Origin of the sequence: Pseudofrankia coriaricola (assembly GCF_001854805.1) — a bacterium.
GTDB lineage: Bacteria > Actinomycetota > Actinomycetes > Frankiales > Frankiaceae > Pseudofrankia.
Genome location: NZ_MBLO01000125.1, coordinates 122,603 through 139,454, shown reverse-complemented (window position 1 = coordinate 139,454; position 16,852 = coordinate 122,603). Strand labels below are relative to the sequence as shown.

General features: G+C 68.6%; 12 protein-coding genes. 5 read left to right on the top strand and 7 right to left on the bottom strand.

The genetic code is table 11. From position 1 onward, the window contains the following. Window positions 1-85: 85 nt before the first annotated feature. Window positions 86-1,456: a UDP-N-acetylmuramoyl-L-alanine--D-glutamate ligase gene (murD, locus tag BCD48_RS18530; protein WP_083418842.1), complete on the bottom strand. Its 1,371-nt coding sequence runs from the start codon at window positions 1,454-1,456 to the stop codon at window positions 86-88. After that, entirely contained in the window at window positions 1,380-2,747 is a 1,368-nt protein-coding gene (locus BCD48_RS50725; RefSeq protein WP_131804040.1) for a MurL-like N-terminal domain-containing, read from the bottom strand. The genes murD and BCD48_RS50725 overlap by 77 nt, the downstream gene beginning before the upstream one ends. 669 nt (window positions 2,748-3,416) lie before the next feature. On the opposite strand from BCD48_RS50725, the gene BCD48_RS54940 reads away from it, so the two are divergent. After that, on the top strand, window positions 3,417-4,793 hold the full coding sequence (locus tag BCD48_RS54940) for an FAD-binding oxidoreductase (protein ID WP_083418840.1): 1,377 nt from the start codon (window positions 3,417-3,419) through the stop codon (window positions 4,791-4,793). A gap of 372 nt (window positions 4,794-5,165) precedes the next feature. Here the strand turns inward: BCD48_RS54940 and BCD48_RS18515 are convergent, their stop codons facing one another. Next, complete coding sequence (locus BCD48_RS18515; protein WP_071049670.1) at window positions 5,166-5,606, bottom strand: hypothetical protein; 441 nt, start codon at window positions 5,604-5,606, stop codon at window positions 5,166-5,168. Window positions 5,607-6,323: 717 nt separating this feature from the next. After that, complete coding sequence (locus tag BCD48_RS18510; protein ID WP_241841833.1) at window positions 6,324-8,684, bottom strand: MMPL family transporter; 2,361 nt, start codon at window positions 8,682-8,684, stop codon at window positions 6,324-6,326. 492 nt (window positions 8,685-9,176) lie between these two features. Between BCD48_RS18510 and BCD48_RS18505 the strand changes: the two genes are divergently transcribed. Then, window positions 9,177-10,631: a DHA2 family efflux MFS transporter permease subunit gene (locus BCD48_RS18505; protein ID WP_083418839.1), complete on the top strand. Its 1,455-nt coding sequence runs from the start codon at window positions 9,177-9,179 to the stop codon at window positions 10,629-10,631. 324 nt (window positions 10,632-10,955) lie between these two features. On the opposite strand, the gene BCD48_RS18500 is transcribed toward BCD48_RS18505, so the two are convergent. Further along, window positions 10,956-12,089 carry an alpha/beta hydrolase family protein gene (locus tag BCD48_RS18500; protein ID WP_241841832.1) on the bottom strand — a complete coding sequence of 378 codons (1,134 nt, stop codon included), beginning with the start codon at window positions 12,087-12,089 and terminating at the stop codon, window positions 10,956-10,958. A 448-nt stretch (window positions 12,090-12,537) separates the two neighbouring features. On the opposite strand from BCD48_RS18500, the gene BCD48_RS18495 reads away from it, so the two are divergent. Next, window positions 12,538-13,074, top strand: a complete 537-nt coding sequence (locus BCD48_RS18495) for a TetR/AcrR family transcriptional regulator (RefSeq protein ID WP_241841831.1) — start codon at window positions 12,538-12,540, stop codon at window positions 13,072-13,074. 13 nt (window positions 13,075-13,087) lie between these two features. Further along, window positions 13,088-14,626 (top strand): alpha/beta hydrolase domain-containing protein, encoded by a 1,539-nt coding sequence (locus BCD48_RS18490; RefSeq protein WP_349308029.1) that lies wholly within the window; start codon window positions 13,088-13,090, stop codon window positions 14,624-14,626. A 178-nt stretch (window positions 14,627-14,804) separates the two neighbouring features. Here the strand turns inward: BCD48_RS18490 and BCD48_RS18485 are convergent, their stop codons facing one another. Further along, complete coding sequence (locus tag BCD48_RS18485; RefSeq protein ID WP_071049667.1) at window positions 14,805-15,635, bottom strand: NmrA family NAD(P)-binding protein; 831 nt, start codon at window positions 15,633-15,635, stop codon at window positions 14,805-14,807. Window positions 15,636-15,718: 83 nt separating this feature from the next. Then, window positions 15,719-16,042: a cupin domain-containing protein gene (locus BCD48_RS18480; RefSeq protein WP_071049666.1), complete on the bottom strand. Its 324-nt coding sequence runs from the start codon at window positions 16,040-16,042 to the stop codon at window positions 15,719-15,721. Window positions 16,043-16,128: 86 nt separating this feature from the next. Between BCD48_RS18480 and BCD48_RS18475 the strand changes: the two genes are divergently transcribed. Further along, window positions 16,129-16,692 carry a TetR/AcrR family transcriptional regulator gene (locus BCD48_RS18475; protein ID WP_071049665.1) on the top strand — a complete coding sequence of 188 codons (564 nt, stop codon included), beginning with the start codon at window positions 16,129-16,131 and terminating at the stop codon, window positions 16,690-16,692. Window positions 16,693-16,852 lie beyond the last annotated feature (160 nt).

Below are 16,852 nucleotides of genomic sequence, written 5' to 3'. Positions count from 1 at the left end.
GATCGCCACTCAACAGGCCACGCGCGGACCGGGACGATGCCGGCCGCCTTGCGGCGCTCGCCGCGTTGGGCTGGCCGCCGCGGTGTCAGCGTCGCGCGCACTCGTCAAAGGCCCGCCGAAATGCGGTCGCCCGGTCGCGGTAGTTCGCGAAATGCCCGAAGCTCGGTGCCGCTGGCGACAGCAGCACGATCCCGTCCGGCGACGCCCAGGCAAAGGCCGCGCGCACCGCGGACCGCAGATCGTCGTGATCGGTGACGGGTGGGGTGCCGTCGACCGCCTCAATCGCCGCCCGGATGCGCGGACCGCTGTCCGGAAGCGTCTGGACGCTGGTCGGATACTTTCGGTCACGCAGCGCGACCGCCAAAGGGGCATAGTCGATCTGCCGGTCGTAGCCACCGACGATCAGTGCTATGCGACGACCCGGAAACGAGTCGAGCGCCGCCATGGTCGGAAGGACATTCGTCGAGAGGCTGTCATCGACGAACGTGACGCCGCCAGCCTCGCCAATTGTGTTCAGGCGGCTCTCGAGGCCCTCGAATCCCCGAAGGGCCTCCTGAAGCACCTCGTCGTGGTCCGCGCCGGCCACCCCCATCGCTCGGACGCAGGCCGCCGCGATGAGGACATTCATCTGGTTGTGGCTTCCGGGAAGCTTGATCGAGTGGATCCAGGAAGGTGACGCCTCGGCCGACGAGACCCATAGGACCCTGGGGCCCAGCAGTTCGCTTCGATCCCGGATCAGTTCGTCATCGCCGTTGGCGACAGTCAGGTCCGCGCCCGGCTGCCGGCAGACGGACAGCTTGTCTCTGTAGTAGTTTTCCGGCGATCCTCCATGCCAGTCGATGTGGTCCTGCGAGAGCGAGGTGACCGCGACGACCGGAGGTGAAACGCTCACGTCTGTGGCCTGGTAGCTCGACGTCTCGATGATCCAGCAGTCATGGCGTTCGTGGTCGACGTTGGGATCCCAGGGCGGTAGCCCGAAGTTTCCTCCCACGAAAGGGGATATTCCAAGCCCGCGCAGCATATGGCCGATTATGGCCGTCGTCGTGCTCTTGCCCTTCGTGCCGGTCACGCAGACCACCCGGGAAAGATCGCGCCCTTCCAGCCAGAGAGCGAGACCTCCGACGATCGGGATCCCCTTGTCCGCCAGGGTGAGAAACCTGGTGGAGTAGCGGCTGACGCCGGGCGTCTTGATGATGACATCGCAGTCCGCGAGGGCTTCCAGGCCGCCGCGGTCGAATGTCATGACCGGCAGGCCGCCACCTTCGACGTCGCCGTCATCAACGATCACCGCCGGGGTGGTTCCCATCGCCTGAAGGCGGGCGACGCTCGCGCGGCCCTCCGTGCCAAATCCCCAGATACCGACTCGCCGGCCGGAGAGGTCAGACCACGTCAATCGCGGTCGCGTATATGTCTGGGACAAAGTTCCGTCCGATCGGGCGGAGTAGTTCGTCGACACCGGCGGCCGGCTCCCCTAGTTCGTTGTCGATGGCCTCCAGGACGCGCTGCCCTTTCCGCCTCGGGTCGTTTACGGCGAGCTTCACCGCGGCAATGCACTCCCGCTGGTCGCCCACGCACTCGAACGGCTTGGAGTCCGGCATCGTCCCGACCAGCGTTCGAAACCGGTCCAGGAGTTCCACGCGGTCAAGCGGTTCTGTGCCGGAAAATACTTGGCGCAGCGCGTCGGGCTCGATAAACGGGGCCAGAATCAGATCTATGAAGCAGCATTTGTCGCATTCGCCGCACCACTTCTCGTACCGGTTCTGCGGCTTCAGAGCGAAGGCTCTGTTGCAGCTTCTGAAGGTGTGGTGATAACGCTCGAGCGAGGAGAATATCTCGGCGATTTTCAGCTCGCTGAACGAGCGCAGCCGTGAGAAGTACTGGAGCCCGTCTCCCAGGCTCTCGGACACGAGTTCGCGGAAGAGTATCTCGAACTCGGCCGACTTCGACCACTGGTGATTCACTGGCGTGCCGTCGAGAATCACCGTCGGCGACGAGGCCGACCATTCGTTCGACATCACGACCGCGTCGCGGCCACCGAGAACCGCCGCGAGCACGGCCGCCGCCGACAGAACACCGGTCACCGGGATGTGGCCGTTCAGATAGCCGGTCTTGCTCGTCGGCGCCAGGACCTTCGGGTCGAGCTCTCGTTCCGCCCGGACGATCGGCAGGCCGGTCACCGCGGCGGGAGCCTCGATCGCGGAGAACCTGTCGTTCTGTCGATTGGCGATGAACAGGGCGGCGTCCGTGCTGTACGGTGCCATGAGTTCCGTCGTGACAATCGAGTCGATTCCGCCGCCGAAGGGAATCAGCGGCCGGCGGCTCGCGCTCTGGTAACGGCTGGGGGGAGGGGTGCGAAGATCACCGTTGAACTCGATGTCACCCAGGTCGAGCCGGTTCTTGAAGGCATACTCACCTAGACCGTGGAAGTAATACGCTCGAAGAAACCGCTCCTCGACCTCGGACATTCCGACGGGTCCAAGGTCCACGACTCGCGCGGCCGTCGTCTTGTAGTAGGAGACACCGGCGGCCAGGAACAGTATTCTTGCCGCCGCCCGCACTTCTGGCCTGTCCCAGCCGCCGTCCGGCGAGAATGTGAATACCTCTGTGAAATCGTCGGTATCGGTACTGTACCTGCAGCTGACGGTACCCGTGCCGGCGTCGATGTCAAACCCCTGGTAGACGAACCGGTCCCCGCGCGCCGGCCCCTCTACTCCAGTCTGGCGGGAAACCGTGGGCAGGCTACTCATCGACTACCTCCACCTTGATTGCCGGCGCCGTGGAATGATCACTTCTCGTGACCGGGAAACGGCGCGGGCCGGTGTAATTTTGACTCGCGTTAGTCCGGGAAAAGATGGACCGTGCCCTGACGGGGAGTGCTGGCGTCCGCTCGACCGTTTGCCGCTCTGAACGCGTCGCGGGCAGGGCTTCTCCCCGCTCCCTGGCCGCGGGAAGCGTCCGGTCTGACGCTGGCCCCGCTGGGTTGGCGTAACCCGGCCAACCTCTCGGAGCAAGCGACGTGCGCACGCGTTCTCGGTGCAAGTTTCTACCTTCCCATAACCGACGTCAGGTAGGTCCGCAGTCTAGGAGACACTACCGGATCTTGCTGGCCAGGCCGGCCCGCGCGGCTGACTCCGGGATCAATGCCGACGACCCGCGCCTGATCAATAGCGTTGTAGGCGGAGGCTGCGTGTCACGGTGAGTAACGGCGGTGGGGTGTGCGGATCCTGGCGGAGCAACACGTCCGGCCAAGCCCGGATGCCCGAAATGCGGGCGATCGAAGGGGAACTCCAGATAGACGGGTTCGCGTGCCCCTGGAGCGAACGGTCCCGCGGCGGCCGCGGAGTTCCGCGACACGGCTCTACCTCTGGCCTCTGGGACCCTGTGGGTTCCAGACAAGCCCAGGCAAGGAGCGAGCGATGGCGTTGCCACCCGCCGACGGGTCGCGTTCGGGTCGAGGGCTCCCGGCGGCCCTTCGCCGGTCCCTGGTCGACGTGGTCGGCGGAGAGCACGTGCTGACGGACTCGCGGACCGCCGGGTACGCGATCGACTGGACCGGCCGGTACCGCGGTTTCACCCCCGCCGTCGTCCGGCCACGGGATACCGCTCAGGTCGCCGCGGTGCTCGCGCTGTGTGCCACGACGGGCATGCCCGTCGTGGCGCAAGGCGGCAACACCGGCCTTGTCGGCGGCGGGGTGCCGCGCTCCGGCGAGCTCGTGCTGAGCCTGGGACGCCTCGACCGTCTAGGCCCGGTCGACCGGGACGGGATGCAGGTGACGGCCGAGGCCGGTGTGACCCTGCAACGGCTCGCGGACGCGCATCCCGACCTGGACTTCGGGGTGGTCATCGCCAGCCGCCACAGCGCGACCGTGGGCGGCGCGATCGCCACGAACGCGGGCGGCCTGCGCGTCCTGCGCAACGGGCCCATGCGCGCGCAGATCCGCGGTATCGAGGCGGTCCTGTCGGACGGCACCGTCCTGTCGCACCTGTCGGGACTGGTCAAGGACAACACGGGCTACGACTACCCGAGCCTGCTGGCGGGTTCGGAGGGCACCCTGGCGGTCGTCACGAAGGCGCGCCTGCGACTGGTGCCGCGCATGCGCGACCCGGTCGTCGCGCTCCTGGGCCTGCCGGGGCTGGCGGACCTGCACAGCCTGGCGGCCAGGGCGGTCCGGGAGATCCCCGGGCTGGTCTCGGCGGAGTTCTTCACCAGTACGGGGCTCGACATCCTGCTACGGCACACCGACCTGACGCCGCCACTGAGCGTGCCCGCCGAGGCCTACCTCCTGCTTGAGGCATGCGGGGCCGGCGCGATGGAGGCTCTCGCCGAGCTAGCCGGCGATCTGCCAGCCGCCGTCGCCAGCGGCGCGGCCGACCGTGCCCGCCTCTGGGCGTACCGGGAGCGGCATCCCGAATTGGCGGGCCTCCTGGCGCCGCCCCTCAAACTCGACGTCTCGGTCCCCGCCGCCCGCTGGGTGGAGCTGGCCACGCGCGTCGACGACGTGGTGGCCGCCGTGGACCCTGGAGCGCGGGTCATCACGTTCGGCCATGTCGCGGACGGGAACGTGCACATCAACATCGCCCCGGTCGCCGAGGCGGATGGCCGTCACCAGGACGCGGTCTTCGCCTTCGTGGCTGACCTGGACGGCTCGATCTCGGCGGAGCACGGCATCGGCGCGCTGAAGGCCGCCTGGCTGCCACTCTCCCGCACAGCCTCCGAACGGGCGATCTTCGCCCGCATCCGCACCGCGTTCGACCCAGCAGGAATCCTCAACCCCACCGTCCTACCACGCTGAGGGGCCCATTCCAGGCCCCGACATCGGGGAGCTGGGGATCGTCCCCATGCGATGTCGCGGCCGTGGCGAGCCCGACCGGAGGTCGGTGAGCAGGATCGCCCAGCCCGTGCCCCCGGCGGGATGCCCGGTAGAAGGGGGAGGCGCTGACCTGGGCGTTTGTGAACACCAGCCAGAGGACACCCGACCAGAGGAACGACAGGAACGATCTCATCATCTTTGCCTTTCGAGCGAACGGGGGCGGGGTAGCGGTTTCGGTGCGAGCGAATGCGCTTCCGAAACGTTGGTGTGGCTGCCCGCACCGGCGTTGCTCGTTCCGGCGAGGCTGGGTGGTGGCGCTCCCGACGTTGGCGGGGCCCCGAGTCGGGGCGGGCGTCAGCGGGCCGGGCAGATGGTGAACATGGCCAGCAGTCCAATGTTGTTGAGAACGGCCTGGTCGATTGTCGAGTTGCCCAGTCCGTAACGCTGCGCCATCGAAGGGGTGGCGACCTTCCGGCTGGTGGCCATGTCCGAGCAGTCCGCCCGGCCGTCGCTCAGGATTTGCGCGTCTGTCTTGCCGCTGGCGAGGTCGGGGAACTCCCGGTGAAACGCTCTCACATACCTGCCGGCGCCGTCGCCGTCGCTGTCACTGCTGATCCCGGCCGTCGGGCTTGCTGGCACCCCCGCCGCGGCAGCCCCGGGCGACGTACTCACCACCGACGTGTCGGCCGCGTTGTCCATCGGGGCCGACGTGTCGGCCGCGTTGTCTACCGGGCCGCAGGCGGCCAACGCCGCGACCCCGACGGCCGCGGCTATCAGAGTAAGTCGCCGGTACATGGCTTTTCCCTTTCGTGTCGTCCGCCACCCGGCCGAGGAGGACCTCCTCAAAGGTGTGGCGGTAAGAACCGGTCACAGACATCCGACCGAAGATCGGTGGACGGGCCCCGGTCTCGATATCCGTCCTTTGCGTACCTGACGATCATGTCCCAGTGGGGCCTTTCCGTCGTCATCCGCCCGCTGACATTCCCCGCTACCACGAGCGCGGTACACACCGTCGGGCACATCCCGCAGCCGGAGACAAGCCACCCGAAATCCGATCACGGAACGTCACGGCCGACCCAAAGACCACAGATCAATAACTCGCGGACTTGCGCCTCGGCGGCGCCAGCGAACCGACGTGCTCAGCCAGTGGGCCAGCACCGGCGGCGACGGCGCGCCAAACACTGGCGACAGGTCTTCACCGACCTACGCAACCGCGGCGGGGCCGACGGCTCATCCTCGTCCGCGACCGGCTGACGGCCTGCCCGAGCCGGCGAGTGCGCGGTCAGGTCGCGACGGGTCCCAGGCCTTTCGTGTTCGTCCCGGTGCCGTTCCCGCTGCCCGGCTCGATCGGTGAGGGCGACAGTGGCGGGGCGCCGTCATCGTCGCCAGTGCGAGGATGCGCGGACCGTGACCACAACGTCCACCGGGTGGGACGCCGGCTCTCACTGAGCAGGCGTCGCCACCCGGTGGTGTCGGTGTCGCCGGTTGTCCCGGCAGGCGATCGGTTGATCGTTAGCGGTTCCTCTGCCAGTGCTGGCCCGCGGGAGCGGGCGACGCGTAGTGCGCGGCCCCGACAAGGACATCCGCGTGCGTTTCCGCCTCGGCGGCTCCGACAAGGACATCCGCGTGCGTATCCGCCTCAGCGGCTCCGACAAGGACATCCGCGTGCGTTTCCGCCTCGGCGGCTCCGACAAGGACACTCACGGGCCGTGTACCCGTCGTGTCGGGGGACGGTCCTTCGACGGCGAGGCGTGGGGTGATGCGGTCGGCCCATCGAGGGTATGCCCATACCCGGTTGCCGATCATGCGCATGAGGGCTGGGACGAGGACCATGCGGACGACGAAGGCGTCCACGACTACGGCGAGTGCCAGGCCGATGCCGATGCTGGAGACGACGCGTTGGCCGCTGAACCCGAATGAGGAGAACACGCAGAGCATGATGACGGCCGCGGTGGCGATGACTTTGGTGGTCTCGGTGAGGCCGACGCGGATCGAGCGGGTGTTGTCGTGGGTGTGGGTCCATTCTTCGTGCATGCGGCTGATGAGGAAGACCTGGTAGTCCATGGAGAGGCCGAACATGACGCCGACGATCATGACTGGGACGATGTAGGAGATCGGTGCGCCGTCTCCGACGCTGAGCAGTTTGCTGGCCCAGCCCCACTGGAAGATCGCGGTGAGGACACCGAGGGCCACGGCGATCGTCGCGAGGTTGCTGACGGCTCCGACGAGGGGTAGCAGCAGGCTGCGGAAGGCGAGTGCCAGTAGCAGGAAGCCGAGCAGGGCGACCAGCGCCAGGTAGAGCGGTAGCTTGCTCATCAGCGCGTGCGCGATGTCGATATTGCTTGCAGTCTCGCCGCCGATGTCGACCTTGAGGTGGCTGCCGGCCGTGGCGGTCGGGATGATGTCGTTGCGTAGGTGATCGACCAGGTTGACGGTGGCTTTGGCTCCCGCGCTGCTGGAGGGCGTGACCTGGATGACCTGCACGCCGTCGCGGGCGGGGATTGGGGCCGAGACGGAGGCGATGTCGGGCACCGACGGCAGGTTCTTGGCCAGTGTGTTCAGTGCCTGCGCGGAGCCGGCGTCGGGGGTCTCGGCGACCAGGATGAGGGTGGCGTCGATGCCCTTGCCGAACGCGGGGCTGATCAGCTCGTAGTACTGCCGTGAGGTCGAGTGGGCTGGGTCGCTGCTGGCGTCGGCTTCGCCGACGCGCATCGCGAGCACCGGGACCGCGAGCGCGGCCAGCACGATCAGCGCGAGTGTGGCCATCGGTCGGGGGAATCGGGTGACGAGCGCCGCCCAGAGCCCGGCGGGTGTGCGGCGGGGCCGCTTCCTGCGCGTCGCTGCCGGGGTTGTCTCCTGGCCGAGCAGGCGGCGGCGCTGGCGCTTGGACAGCACGCGTAGGCCGAGGATGGACAGCAGCGCGGGTAGCAGGGTGATCGCGGCGAGCACGGTGAACAGTACGGTGACCGCGGCGGCCTGGCCCATGCCGGTGAGCACGCCCATGCCGACCACGACCATCGCCAGCAACGCGGCGATCACTGTCAGGCCGGCGAAGATTACCGCCCGGCCGGACGTGTTCACGGCCTCCTGGATGGCCTCGGTGACGGACGCTCCGGCGGTCAGGGCCTTGCGGTGTCGGTTGACAACGAACAGGGCGTAGTCGATGCCGACTCCCAGGCCGATCAGCGACCCCAGTGTGATCGAGTCACTTGACAGGTTGACGAAGTGGGAACCGACCATCACGAACAGCAGTGAGGTGGCCACGCCCGCGACGCCGGTGACGATCGGGAGGGCCGCGGCCCACGCCGAGCGGAACATCAGTAGAAGGATCAGCAGTGCCGCCACGATGCCGACGACCTCGGCGATGCCACCGGACTTGGTCTTGGGCGCGAACGCCTGCCCGCCGATCTCGACCTGCAGGTCGCTGTTCTCGATCGACTGCGCGACCTTCTGGACCTGGTCGACGTTGACGCCGTGGGTCACGGTCACGTTGGCGTAGGCCGTGTTCTGACCGACGTTGAGCTGCGCGGCGTCGCCGGCGGTGTACGGACTTTGCACAGCCTTGACGTCAGGCAGCGACGCGACCTTGTTCAGCATGCTGGAGACGTCGGCGCGCACCTGCGCCGTGTCGACACTCTGACCGGTCGTGTGCCAGACGATGCGACCTGTTTCGGTCGAGGTGGCCGACGTGCCAAGCAGCGTGTAGGCGTGTGACGACTCACTGTTGGGCAGGTCGGCGATGGTCTTGAAATTGGACCCCATCCCGACGACGAGGCCGATCAGGACAACGACGGCGCCGACCCAACCCCCGAGGACGACGAAGCGATGCCGAGAGCACCACCGGGCGAGAGTGTGCACTGAACTGCCTTCCATGAGTCCGAACGTGGCAGCTCACGGTCCCGCGAAATCCAACGTGGAACGTCCATCCACCGTCGTCATCCGCGCCTACCACGGCGGCGGTACTTCGACCCACGAACCTGCACCGGCCGGCGCGCGCACACGCGCGGCACCGCGCCCCAGGCCGCTACGCCCGACGCCTCGGCGCCGACCGCGTACCGCCGACCGCGTACCGCCGACCGCGTACCGCCGACCGCGTACCGCCGACCGCGTACCGCCGACCGCCGACCGCCGACCGCCGACCGCCGACCGCCGACCGCCGACCGCCGACCGCCGACCGCGGACCGCGGACCGGCGCGCCGGACCACGCGCCAGGCCCGGTGGCCCTGGGACAGCGCCTCGCATCGTGCCGCGCCGGGCAGGGCGCTCCGCCAGTCCGGGCAGGGTGCTGTCCTTGAACGAGGTGAGCCGGACCCGCATCCCAATCTTTTGTGACCAGCGGTCACTAACGGGGTTAGGGTTGCCTTCATGACCGCATCCGTGCCGTCCTCCAGCAACACGACCCGGCTCCCGGTCGGCCCACAGCCGGTCCCGTCCCGCCCGGCGGTGGCGCTGGCGCTGGCCTGCGTCGGAGTGTTCGTGATCATCCTGGATGCGACGATCGTCTCGGTCGCGCTGCCGCATATCGGCGCTGACCTGCGCTTTGGCCGTTCCAGCGTGGCTTGGGTTGTCAACGCCTACACGCTGGCCTTCGGCGGGGCCCTGCTCGTGGCCGGGCGGCTGGTCACCAACCATGGCACGAGGTTCGGTTTCCTCACAGGCGTCGGCTGCTTCGGGATCGCCAGCCTGGCCTGCGGTCTGGCGCCGACGGCTTGGGTGCTGGTCGCGGCGCGCGCGTTGCAGGGGCTGGCCGGCGCGCTCGTCATGCCCGCCACCCTGACCATGGCCACCGCGGCGTATCCCGACGAGCGGCGGCGGGCCAGGGCACTGGGGCTCTGGAGCGCGGTCGGCGCCGCCGGCGGGGCGGCCGGGACCGTCGCGGGTGGCTTGCTGACCGACCTGGCCGGCTGGCGCTGGGTGTTCCTCGTCAACGTCCCGATCACCCTCGCCGCCGTCCTCGGCGGCCCGCGGGTGCTGGCGGCCGGTCGAAGCGGATCGACGCGGGCACGACTCGACCTGCCCGGTGCCGCCCTGGCGACGGCGGGACTGGTCGCGCTCGTGTACGGGGTGCTCGACGGCGGCACCGATGGCTGGTCCGGCGCGCGGGTCGTCGCCTCTCTCACAGCCGCCGTCGTGTTGCTGGGCCTGTTCCTGATCCACCTGCACCGCTGGACCAGTGCCCCGCTGGTACCGCCGCGCCTCTTCCGCTCGCGGCATGTCAGTACCGCCAACGCCGTGATCTTCTGCCTCGGCCTCGGCTTCTTCGCCAGCCCTGTCCTGCTGTCCCTCTACCTGCAGGACGCGCTCGGCTACAGCCCGCTGCGGGCTGGGCTGGCGTTCCTGCCCGCCGCGGCCGCGCTGTTCGTCGGTGCCCAGACCGCCGGCCAGCTGACCCACCGGTTCGGCGTCCGGACCGTCGCAACAGGCGGGGCTCTCGGCGCCGTCGCCGGCTTCGGCTGGCTCACCCAGCTCAGCGACCACACCTCCTACTGGCCTGGCCTGGTCCTCCCGCAGCTGCTGTTCGGGCTCGGTATCGGCACCGCCTTCACCCCGATCACCCTCGCCGCGACCGCCGTGCCACCGGCACTCGCCGGCGTCGCCGCCGGAGTGCTCAACACCGTCCGCCAGGTCGCCGCCGCCCTCGGGCTCGCCATCCTGTCCACCCTCGCCACCAGCCAACCCGGTGATCCGGCCACCGGCTACGACCAGGCATTCCTCATCGCCACCTGCACCGCCCTCGTCGCAGCCGCCGTCGCCGCGCTGCTCCTTCCGCAGCGCCCAGCCGCGCCGCCCTCGACAGCGTCCGATCGCTCCGCGCCCTGAGGTGACCTGGTCTGGATGACTGGCCCTTGCCCCGGGTCCAGTCGCTGTCCGTAGCGACAACCTGGACGGCCCGCAGGCGGCGGCGGGCCGGATACCGGCAGCTGCCAGGGCGGTAGCTGACGGACGACGTATGAGTCGGCGACGGCCCAGGACAGAATCCCGCGACGTCCACCGCCGGGCGGACACGCACGAACCGGCCGTCGACGCTGAAGCCCAACGCCGGCTCGCGGTCGCCTTCACCGAGGCGCGCTGCGGCCAGCTGGGCAGGCTGTCGAAACTTCTTAGCCTGTCGAGACCTGATCTACGGTCTCGGGCGGGTTGTCCTCAGCTCGCCGCCTGGTAGGTCGCGACCCCGGAGCGCCGGACGTCGCCGGGTAGCGCGTGCAGCGCGGAGAAGTCGCCTTTGAGGTAGGCGTCGAGGAATGCGGTTACTGACTGGTCGAGCGTCTGGCCGGCCTGCTCGAAGAACATCGTGGAATGACCGGCGCCGCGCAGGGTGAGGAAGTAACGCGGCCCGCGAAGCGTCCTGAACATCTCGGCGCTCTTGTCCAGCGGTACGGTCTGGTCTTGGTCGCCGTGCAGGATCAGCAGTGGGGTCGGTGGGTTACCGGCGAAGGTTCCCTTGAAGGCCGCGATAACCCCCGCCATCGACACCACAGCCTTGACTCGAGGGTCCCGGCAGCACGACAGGTAGGCGGCCGCGAGCGTGGTCGCCGCGCCGAGCGAATGGCCGGCGATCGCCAGGCAGCTCGCCTGGAGATGACCGGCCAGCGGCGTGCCAGCGGTCGTGCTCCAGGCGCTGAGCGAGGTAATGACGAAACTGACGTCGGCCGGCTGGTTAGGCAGGTCGAAGATCGTCCCGCCTGGGCCGCTGGAGAGCGGGAAGGTCGGGGTGGCCACGACGTAGCCCTGGCGGACGAGCGGAGCCGCGATGACGTTCGCCGCGACGGTCCCGTCCGAAGTCACCCCATGGGACAGCACGACCAGCGGGAACCGACCCGGAGCAGAAGCCGCGCCCGCGATGGCCGGCGCGGCCGGGGCGGCATCGGCCGCCGGGATGATCGGATAGCTCACGACGACCGGAATCGTGCGGTCGGGCTTGCCGGCCAGGTTGCGGTCAGGCGCGGCGCCCGTCGGACGGCTGTGGTCGACGAACGTGACCTGTGTCTGGCCGATGCCGAAACCGCCGTGAACCGAGGCGGCCGGGTCGCCGGCCGGAAGGCACCCGCGCGCAGAGGCCGCGGTGGCTGAGGCTGTCGCCGTCGGTCGTGCCTGGTCGCCGGAACACCCGGTGAGCAGCACAAACGTCAGGGTGACAACCCCTGCCAGAGCCGGCCCCCGCGAGACCCGCCCGAGTGATCTGTCCACGCTGATGCCCCCCGCCGCGTCCCGCGGCACCCTCGGCGGCGTGCCCGCCTCGCCGCGGCCGATCCCCGCCAGCGGATCAGCGGCCCTCACGATAGCGGCCCAGCAGTCACCCGGTTCATCAGGAATGCCTGGATTGCGCCTTGGTCTGAAACCAGCCACGCCGCGTCCTGTCGACCTGGCCTCGTCCTCGCGCACTCGGACTCGGTTTGCCGGCTCCGGGGAGAGGCACCCCTGGGGCGATGCGGCCACGCGTCTGGTCGCGCAGCCGTGCGAACACGGCGTGACCGGCGGCGATCCGCGGACTCGACCGTTGGACTGGCGCTGCCAGTTCTTCAGGTTCGGGACACCGGCCTCCTGGCAACGAGTGCGTCGGCGGGACGCCCCTCAGCCTCGCCCGGTGCGACAGACCTGGTTGGCGCCGCACCGTAGACACTTGTCTTTTTAGTGACACATGTCAATAATCCTCGTCGTGGAGACCGCACCTACGGAGCCCGTCCGGGCAGGGGACCGACGGGTTCGCCGATCGCGGGCCGCTCTCATGGGGGCCGCGGTGTCTCTCGTGGTCGAACGAGGCACCTCAGCCGTCGGAGTGTCTGATATCGCCCGAGCCGCGGACGTGAGCCGGCAGTTGCTCTACCAGCAGTTCGGCGACCGCGACACGTTGCTGCTGGAAGCCGCACTCGATCTGGCGAGGCGCGAACTCGTGCCGAGTATCTCGGAGGCGCCGGACACGCGGACGCGCGTGCTTGCGACGACCCAGCATTTCGCCCATCACCGGTCTTTCTACCGGGCGATGATGACCGGACCGTGCTCCTACGAACTGTCCAAGGTGCTGCAGGGTGTGCTCCATGATTTCAACGCGCAGCTTGTGCTCCAGGCATCTGACCGACGCCTTCCCGCGGACCTGGTCGAGGACCTCACCGGATTCGTCATCGGCGGGTGGGCCGCGATCTTCAATTCCTGGGTGGTCGACGGTCCGGATCCCCTCGATGCCGAGGCGTTCGCCGACCGGCTGATGCGGCTGTTGACCGTCCTTACCGTCACCATCCACACAGAGCCTGAACCCAGAAGATAGGACAACGAGAACGATGAGACGCGTGATTCGGGCCCGTGATTCGCTCTCCGGCCAGCGTCGAGTATTACCCGGCGTGCGGTGCCTCGGGGTGATCAGCAGCCTGGTCGCCGTTGGACTCGTCGCATCCGCGTGTTCTAGCTCAGACACGACGGGTACGACGTCGGCATCGTCGTCGGCGGAGGCCCCATCACGGCCCGTAGGCCCGGCTGCCACGTTCCAGGAGCTGGCAGGCGGAAAAGGCGTCAACATGGGTTCCCCGGTCTCGGTGAACCTGCAGGGCACCGGGTACGTCGAGCAGGAGTACGCGGCGTCCGGGACAGCGACCTCGTACAAGGCGCAGGGCGGGTACGCCGACGACGGGCGCTGGACGTTCACGCCCGACAGCACCGCGGCTTACAGCACCCGGGTGCTGGTACGCCGGCCGGCCGCCGCCAAGGACTTCAACGGCACCGTGGTCGTCGAATGGCTGAACGTCAGCTCCGGCGTCGACTCGGACGTGGAATGGTGGAACACCCACGAAGAGATCATGCGGCAAGGCGACATATGGGTCGGCGTCTCGGCGCAACGCATCGGCGTCATGGGCGGCCCCGCCCTTACTCCGTCCGCCGCCGGAAGCGTCACCCCAGGGCTGAAGGGGACGGACCCGGCACGCTATGGCTCGCTCAACCAGCCCGGTGACGGCTACGCATTCGACATCTTCACTCAGGTGGCGCGGACGATCCGGGCCGGCGCCACGGCGACGGGCGGACTGACGCCGCGACGTCTGCTCGCTGCCGGGGAGTCCCAGTCGGCCTACGCGATGGTCACCTATCTCAACGGCGTGCAGCCGCTCACGCACGAGTTCGACGGGTTCCTCGTCCACAGCCGAGGTGCCGGCGCTATGGCCCTCGCCGCCCCCGGCCAACCCGCCAGCATCCAGGGTGCCAACGCGACCCCGGCGACGATCATCCGAACCGATACCGACGTTCCCGTGATTGATGTCCAGACCGAAGGCGACCTCACCGTCATTCTGAACTCGGTGCAGGCCCGCCAACCCGACACCAACCGGTTCCGGCTGTGGGAGGTCGCCGGAGCCTCGCATGCGGACACCCACTCGGTCGGCCCGTTCGCGAGCGCCCTCAACTGCGCGGTCGCGATCAACAATTCCCCCACCCACATCGTCGTCAAAGCCGCCCTGCACGCCCTCGACGCCTGGGCCCGGACCGGAACGCCGCCGCCGACCGCACCCCGCATCGACGTCACCACCGGCGCCACCCCTCAGGTGGTGCGCGACGCCGACGGCATCGCCCGCGGAGGCATCCGCACCCCACCGGTCGCCGTACCGGTTGACGTCCTGTCCGGCACCCCTGACCCGAACCCCTCATCGATCTGTGTGCTGTTCGGCTCGACCACGCCGTTGCCCGCGACTCGCCTCGCGGCGCTCTACCCGTCGCGCGACGCCTACCTCCAGAAGTACAACGCCGCGACGGATGCCACGATCAAAGCCGGATTCGCTCTGACCGCCGACCGCCCTGCCCTGATCGCCTACGCCCAACCATCACGCATCCTTTAGCACCCCAGGCAGTGTGGGGCAGGCGCGGCGACCTCGCCGCGCCTGTCCCTTTCCTGGGGTGTCAGTTGAGCGGCCTGACCCGCACGATCCGGATGGACGTGCTGGAGGTGCCGGCGGCGGGGAAGGCGCCGCCGCCGTCGGACCAGCCATCGCCGTTAGCGGGCTCGCCGTCGCCCCTTCAGTGGAAAGCGTCGGCGTGCGCTTCCGCCCACTGCTCGAAGGTGCGTGAGGGTTGGCCTGTCACCTCCCGCACCGTTGGTAGGACCTGGGATTCGTCGAGTGTTCCGTCGACGTAGAAGCTGAAGAAGGCGTCGACGTACTCGGCCGGCATACTTGCCTCCATCTGCGCCCGGGCCTCGGCGTTCGACAGCTCCTCGCAGCGCAGCTCCCTGCCAAGCGCCTTGCCCAGCACCGCGACCTGGTCGGCGGGCAGAAGCGATTCGGGGCCAGACAGCCGGTAGATCTGCCCCTCGTGGCCGTCGACCAGCAGAGCCCGGGCCGCGACCGCCGCGATGTCGTACGGGTCGACAGCGGCGGCCCGCACGCCGCCGAATGGTACGCGCACCACGTCACCGATCCTGAGCTGTGGCACCCACCGCAGCGCATTGGACATGAACGCTCCAGGCCGCAGAAAGGTCCAGCCGACTCCTGCCTCCCGCACGGCACCCTCGGAAACGATCATGTAGCGGGCAACCGCGTTGTTCGTGTCCCCGCTTCCGGCCGAACCCCCCGACAGCAGCACGACCCGCTCCACGCCAGCCAGCCGAATCTGGTTGAGCAGGCCCGGCATGTCCGCATACCCGGGCAGCAGGAACACGCCACGAACACCGGTCAGCGCACCGGCCAGACTTTCCGGCTGGTTCAGGTCACCGACACCCACCTCGACGCCATCCGGCAGCCGGCCCCGCCGCGGGTCGCGCACCAGCGCGCGCACCCGCTCGCCCGCCTCGACCAAGGCGCGCACCAACTCCGCCCCTACGTTGCCGGTCGAACCCGTCACCAAGATCATTTTCTCGCCTTCTCGACGTCGCGTCCTGAGTCGATCATCGGCCGTTTACCTGAGCTTCTCTCTGGTTGACCGGCCGATCCGGATCAGATCTTGAAGATGCTCAGGTAGGTGGACGGGGTAAGCGCCTCGAAGTCCTCGTGGGTCGAGCCGGCTGCTGCCGCATAGCCGTCGCCGGCCGCCAGGACCTGGCCCTGGTTGCGGATCTGTCCGGCCAGTAGGTAGAAGAACTCGGCGTATTTGTGCTCATGGGGGGTGCCGCGATAGCCGGCGTCGGCCTCGACGAGTGCCACAAAATACCCATCCGCGCTGCCGATGACCTTCGCCCGAGCGTTGCCCTCCTGCCCCCAGGGACTCCAGTCGATCCCCTGGGCACGGCCGATTTCCCAACCTTCCAATGACGGAATCATCCAGATTTCCCCTCATATTTCACTTATGTATCTTTCCGTCGTAAAGATACCTTTCCAGTGGAAAGATTGCAAGTAGGATCGGTGGCATGGCGGCCGGCACCCATCCCTACCACCACGGCGACCTGCGGCGAGCCCTGGTGGACGCGGCCGTCGGCCTGATCGAGGAGGTTGGCCCGGCTGCCATGACCCTGCGGGAGGTCGCTCGGCGGGCGGGCGTTTCCCACGCATCCGTCACCTACCACTTCGGCGACAAGGCCGGGTTGCTCACGGTCCTCGCCGCCGATGGTTATCGGATGCTGGGCGACACGCTCCGCGAAGCGCACCGGTCCCGCCACAGCTTCCTGGAGGTGGGAGTCGCCTACGTCCGCTTCGCGGTGACTCACCACGCCTACTTCGAGGCCATGTTCCAGCCCGAGCTGCATCGCCGCGACGACGCCGAACTCCGCGCGGCGAAGGCGGCCACATCGACATTGCTCTACGGCACGGATCATCCAGACGACGGCCAGCGCGCCGCCGGTGTCGCGGCCTGGGCAATCGTCCACGGAATTGCGGCCCTGTGGCTCACCGGGAACCTCCCCGAAGAACTGGGCCACGACCCCGAGGAGATCACCCGTATCGTCGCCGGCCACCTCAGGGTGGGGGGCCGCTGACCAGAGAATCCATGGCCCTCTACGCCAGGCGCCGGCGGGAGATCCCGAAGCCGTCGATCGCCGCGGTCCAGGGCAGGTGCATCGTCGCTGGGCTTGTGAGTGCGCCGGCCGTACCCGTTCTCGCAAACGCGTCTTCCGGATAGCGGAAGGGTCGGTACCG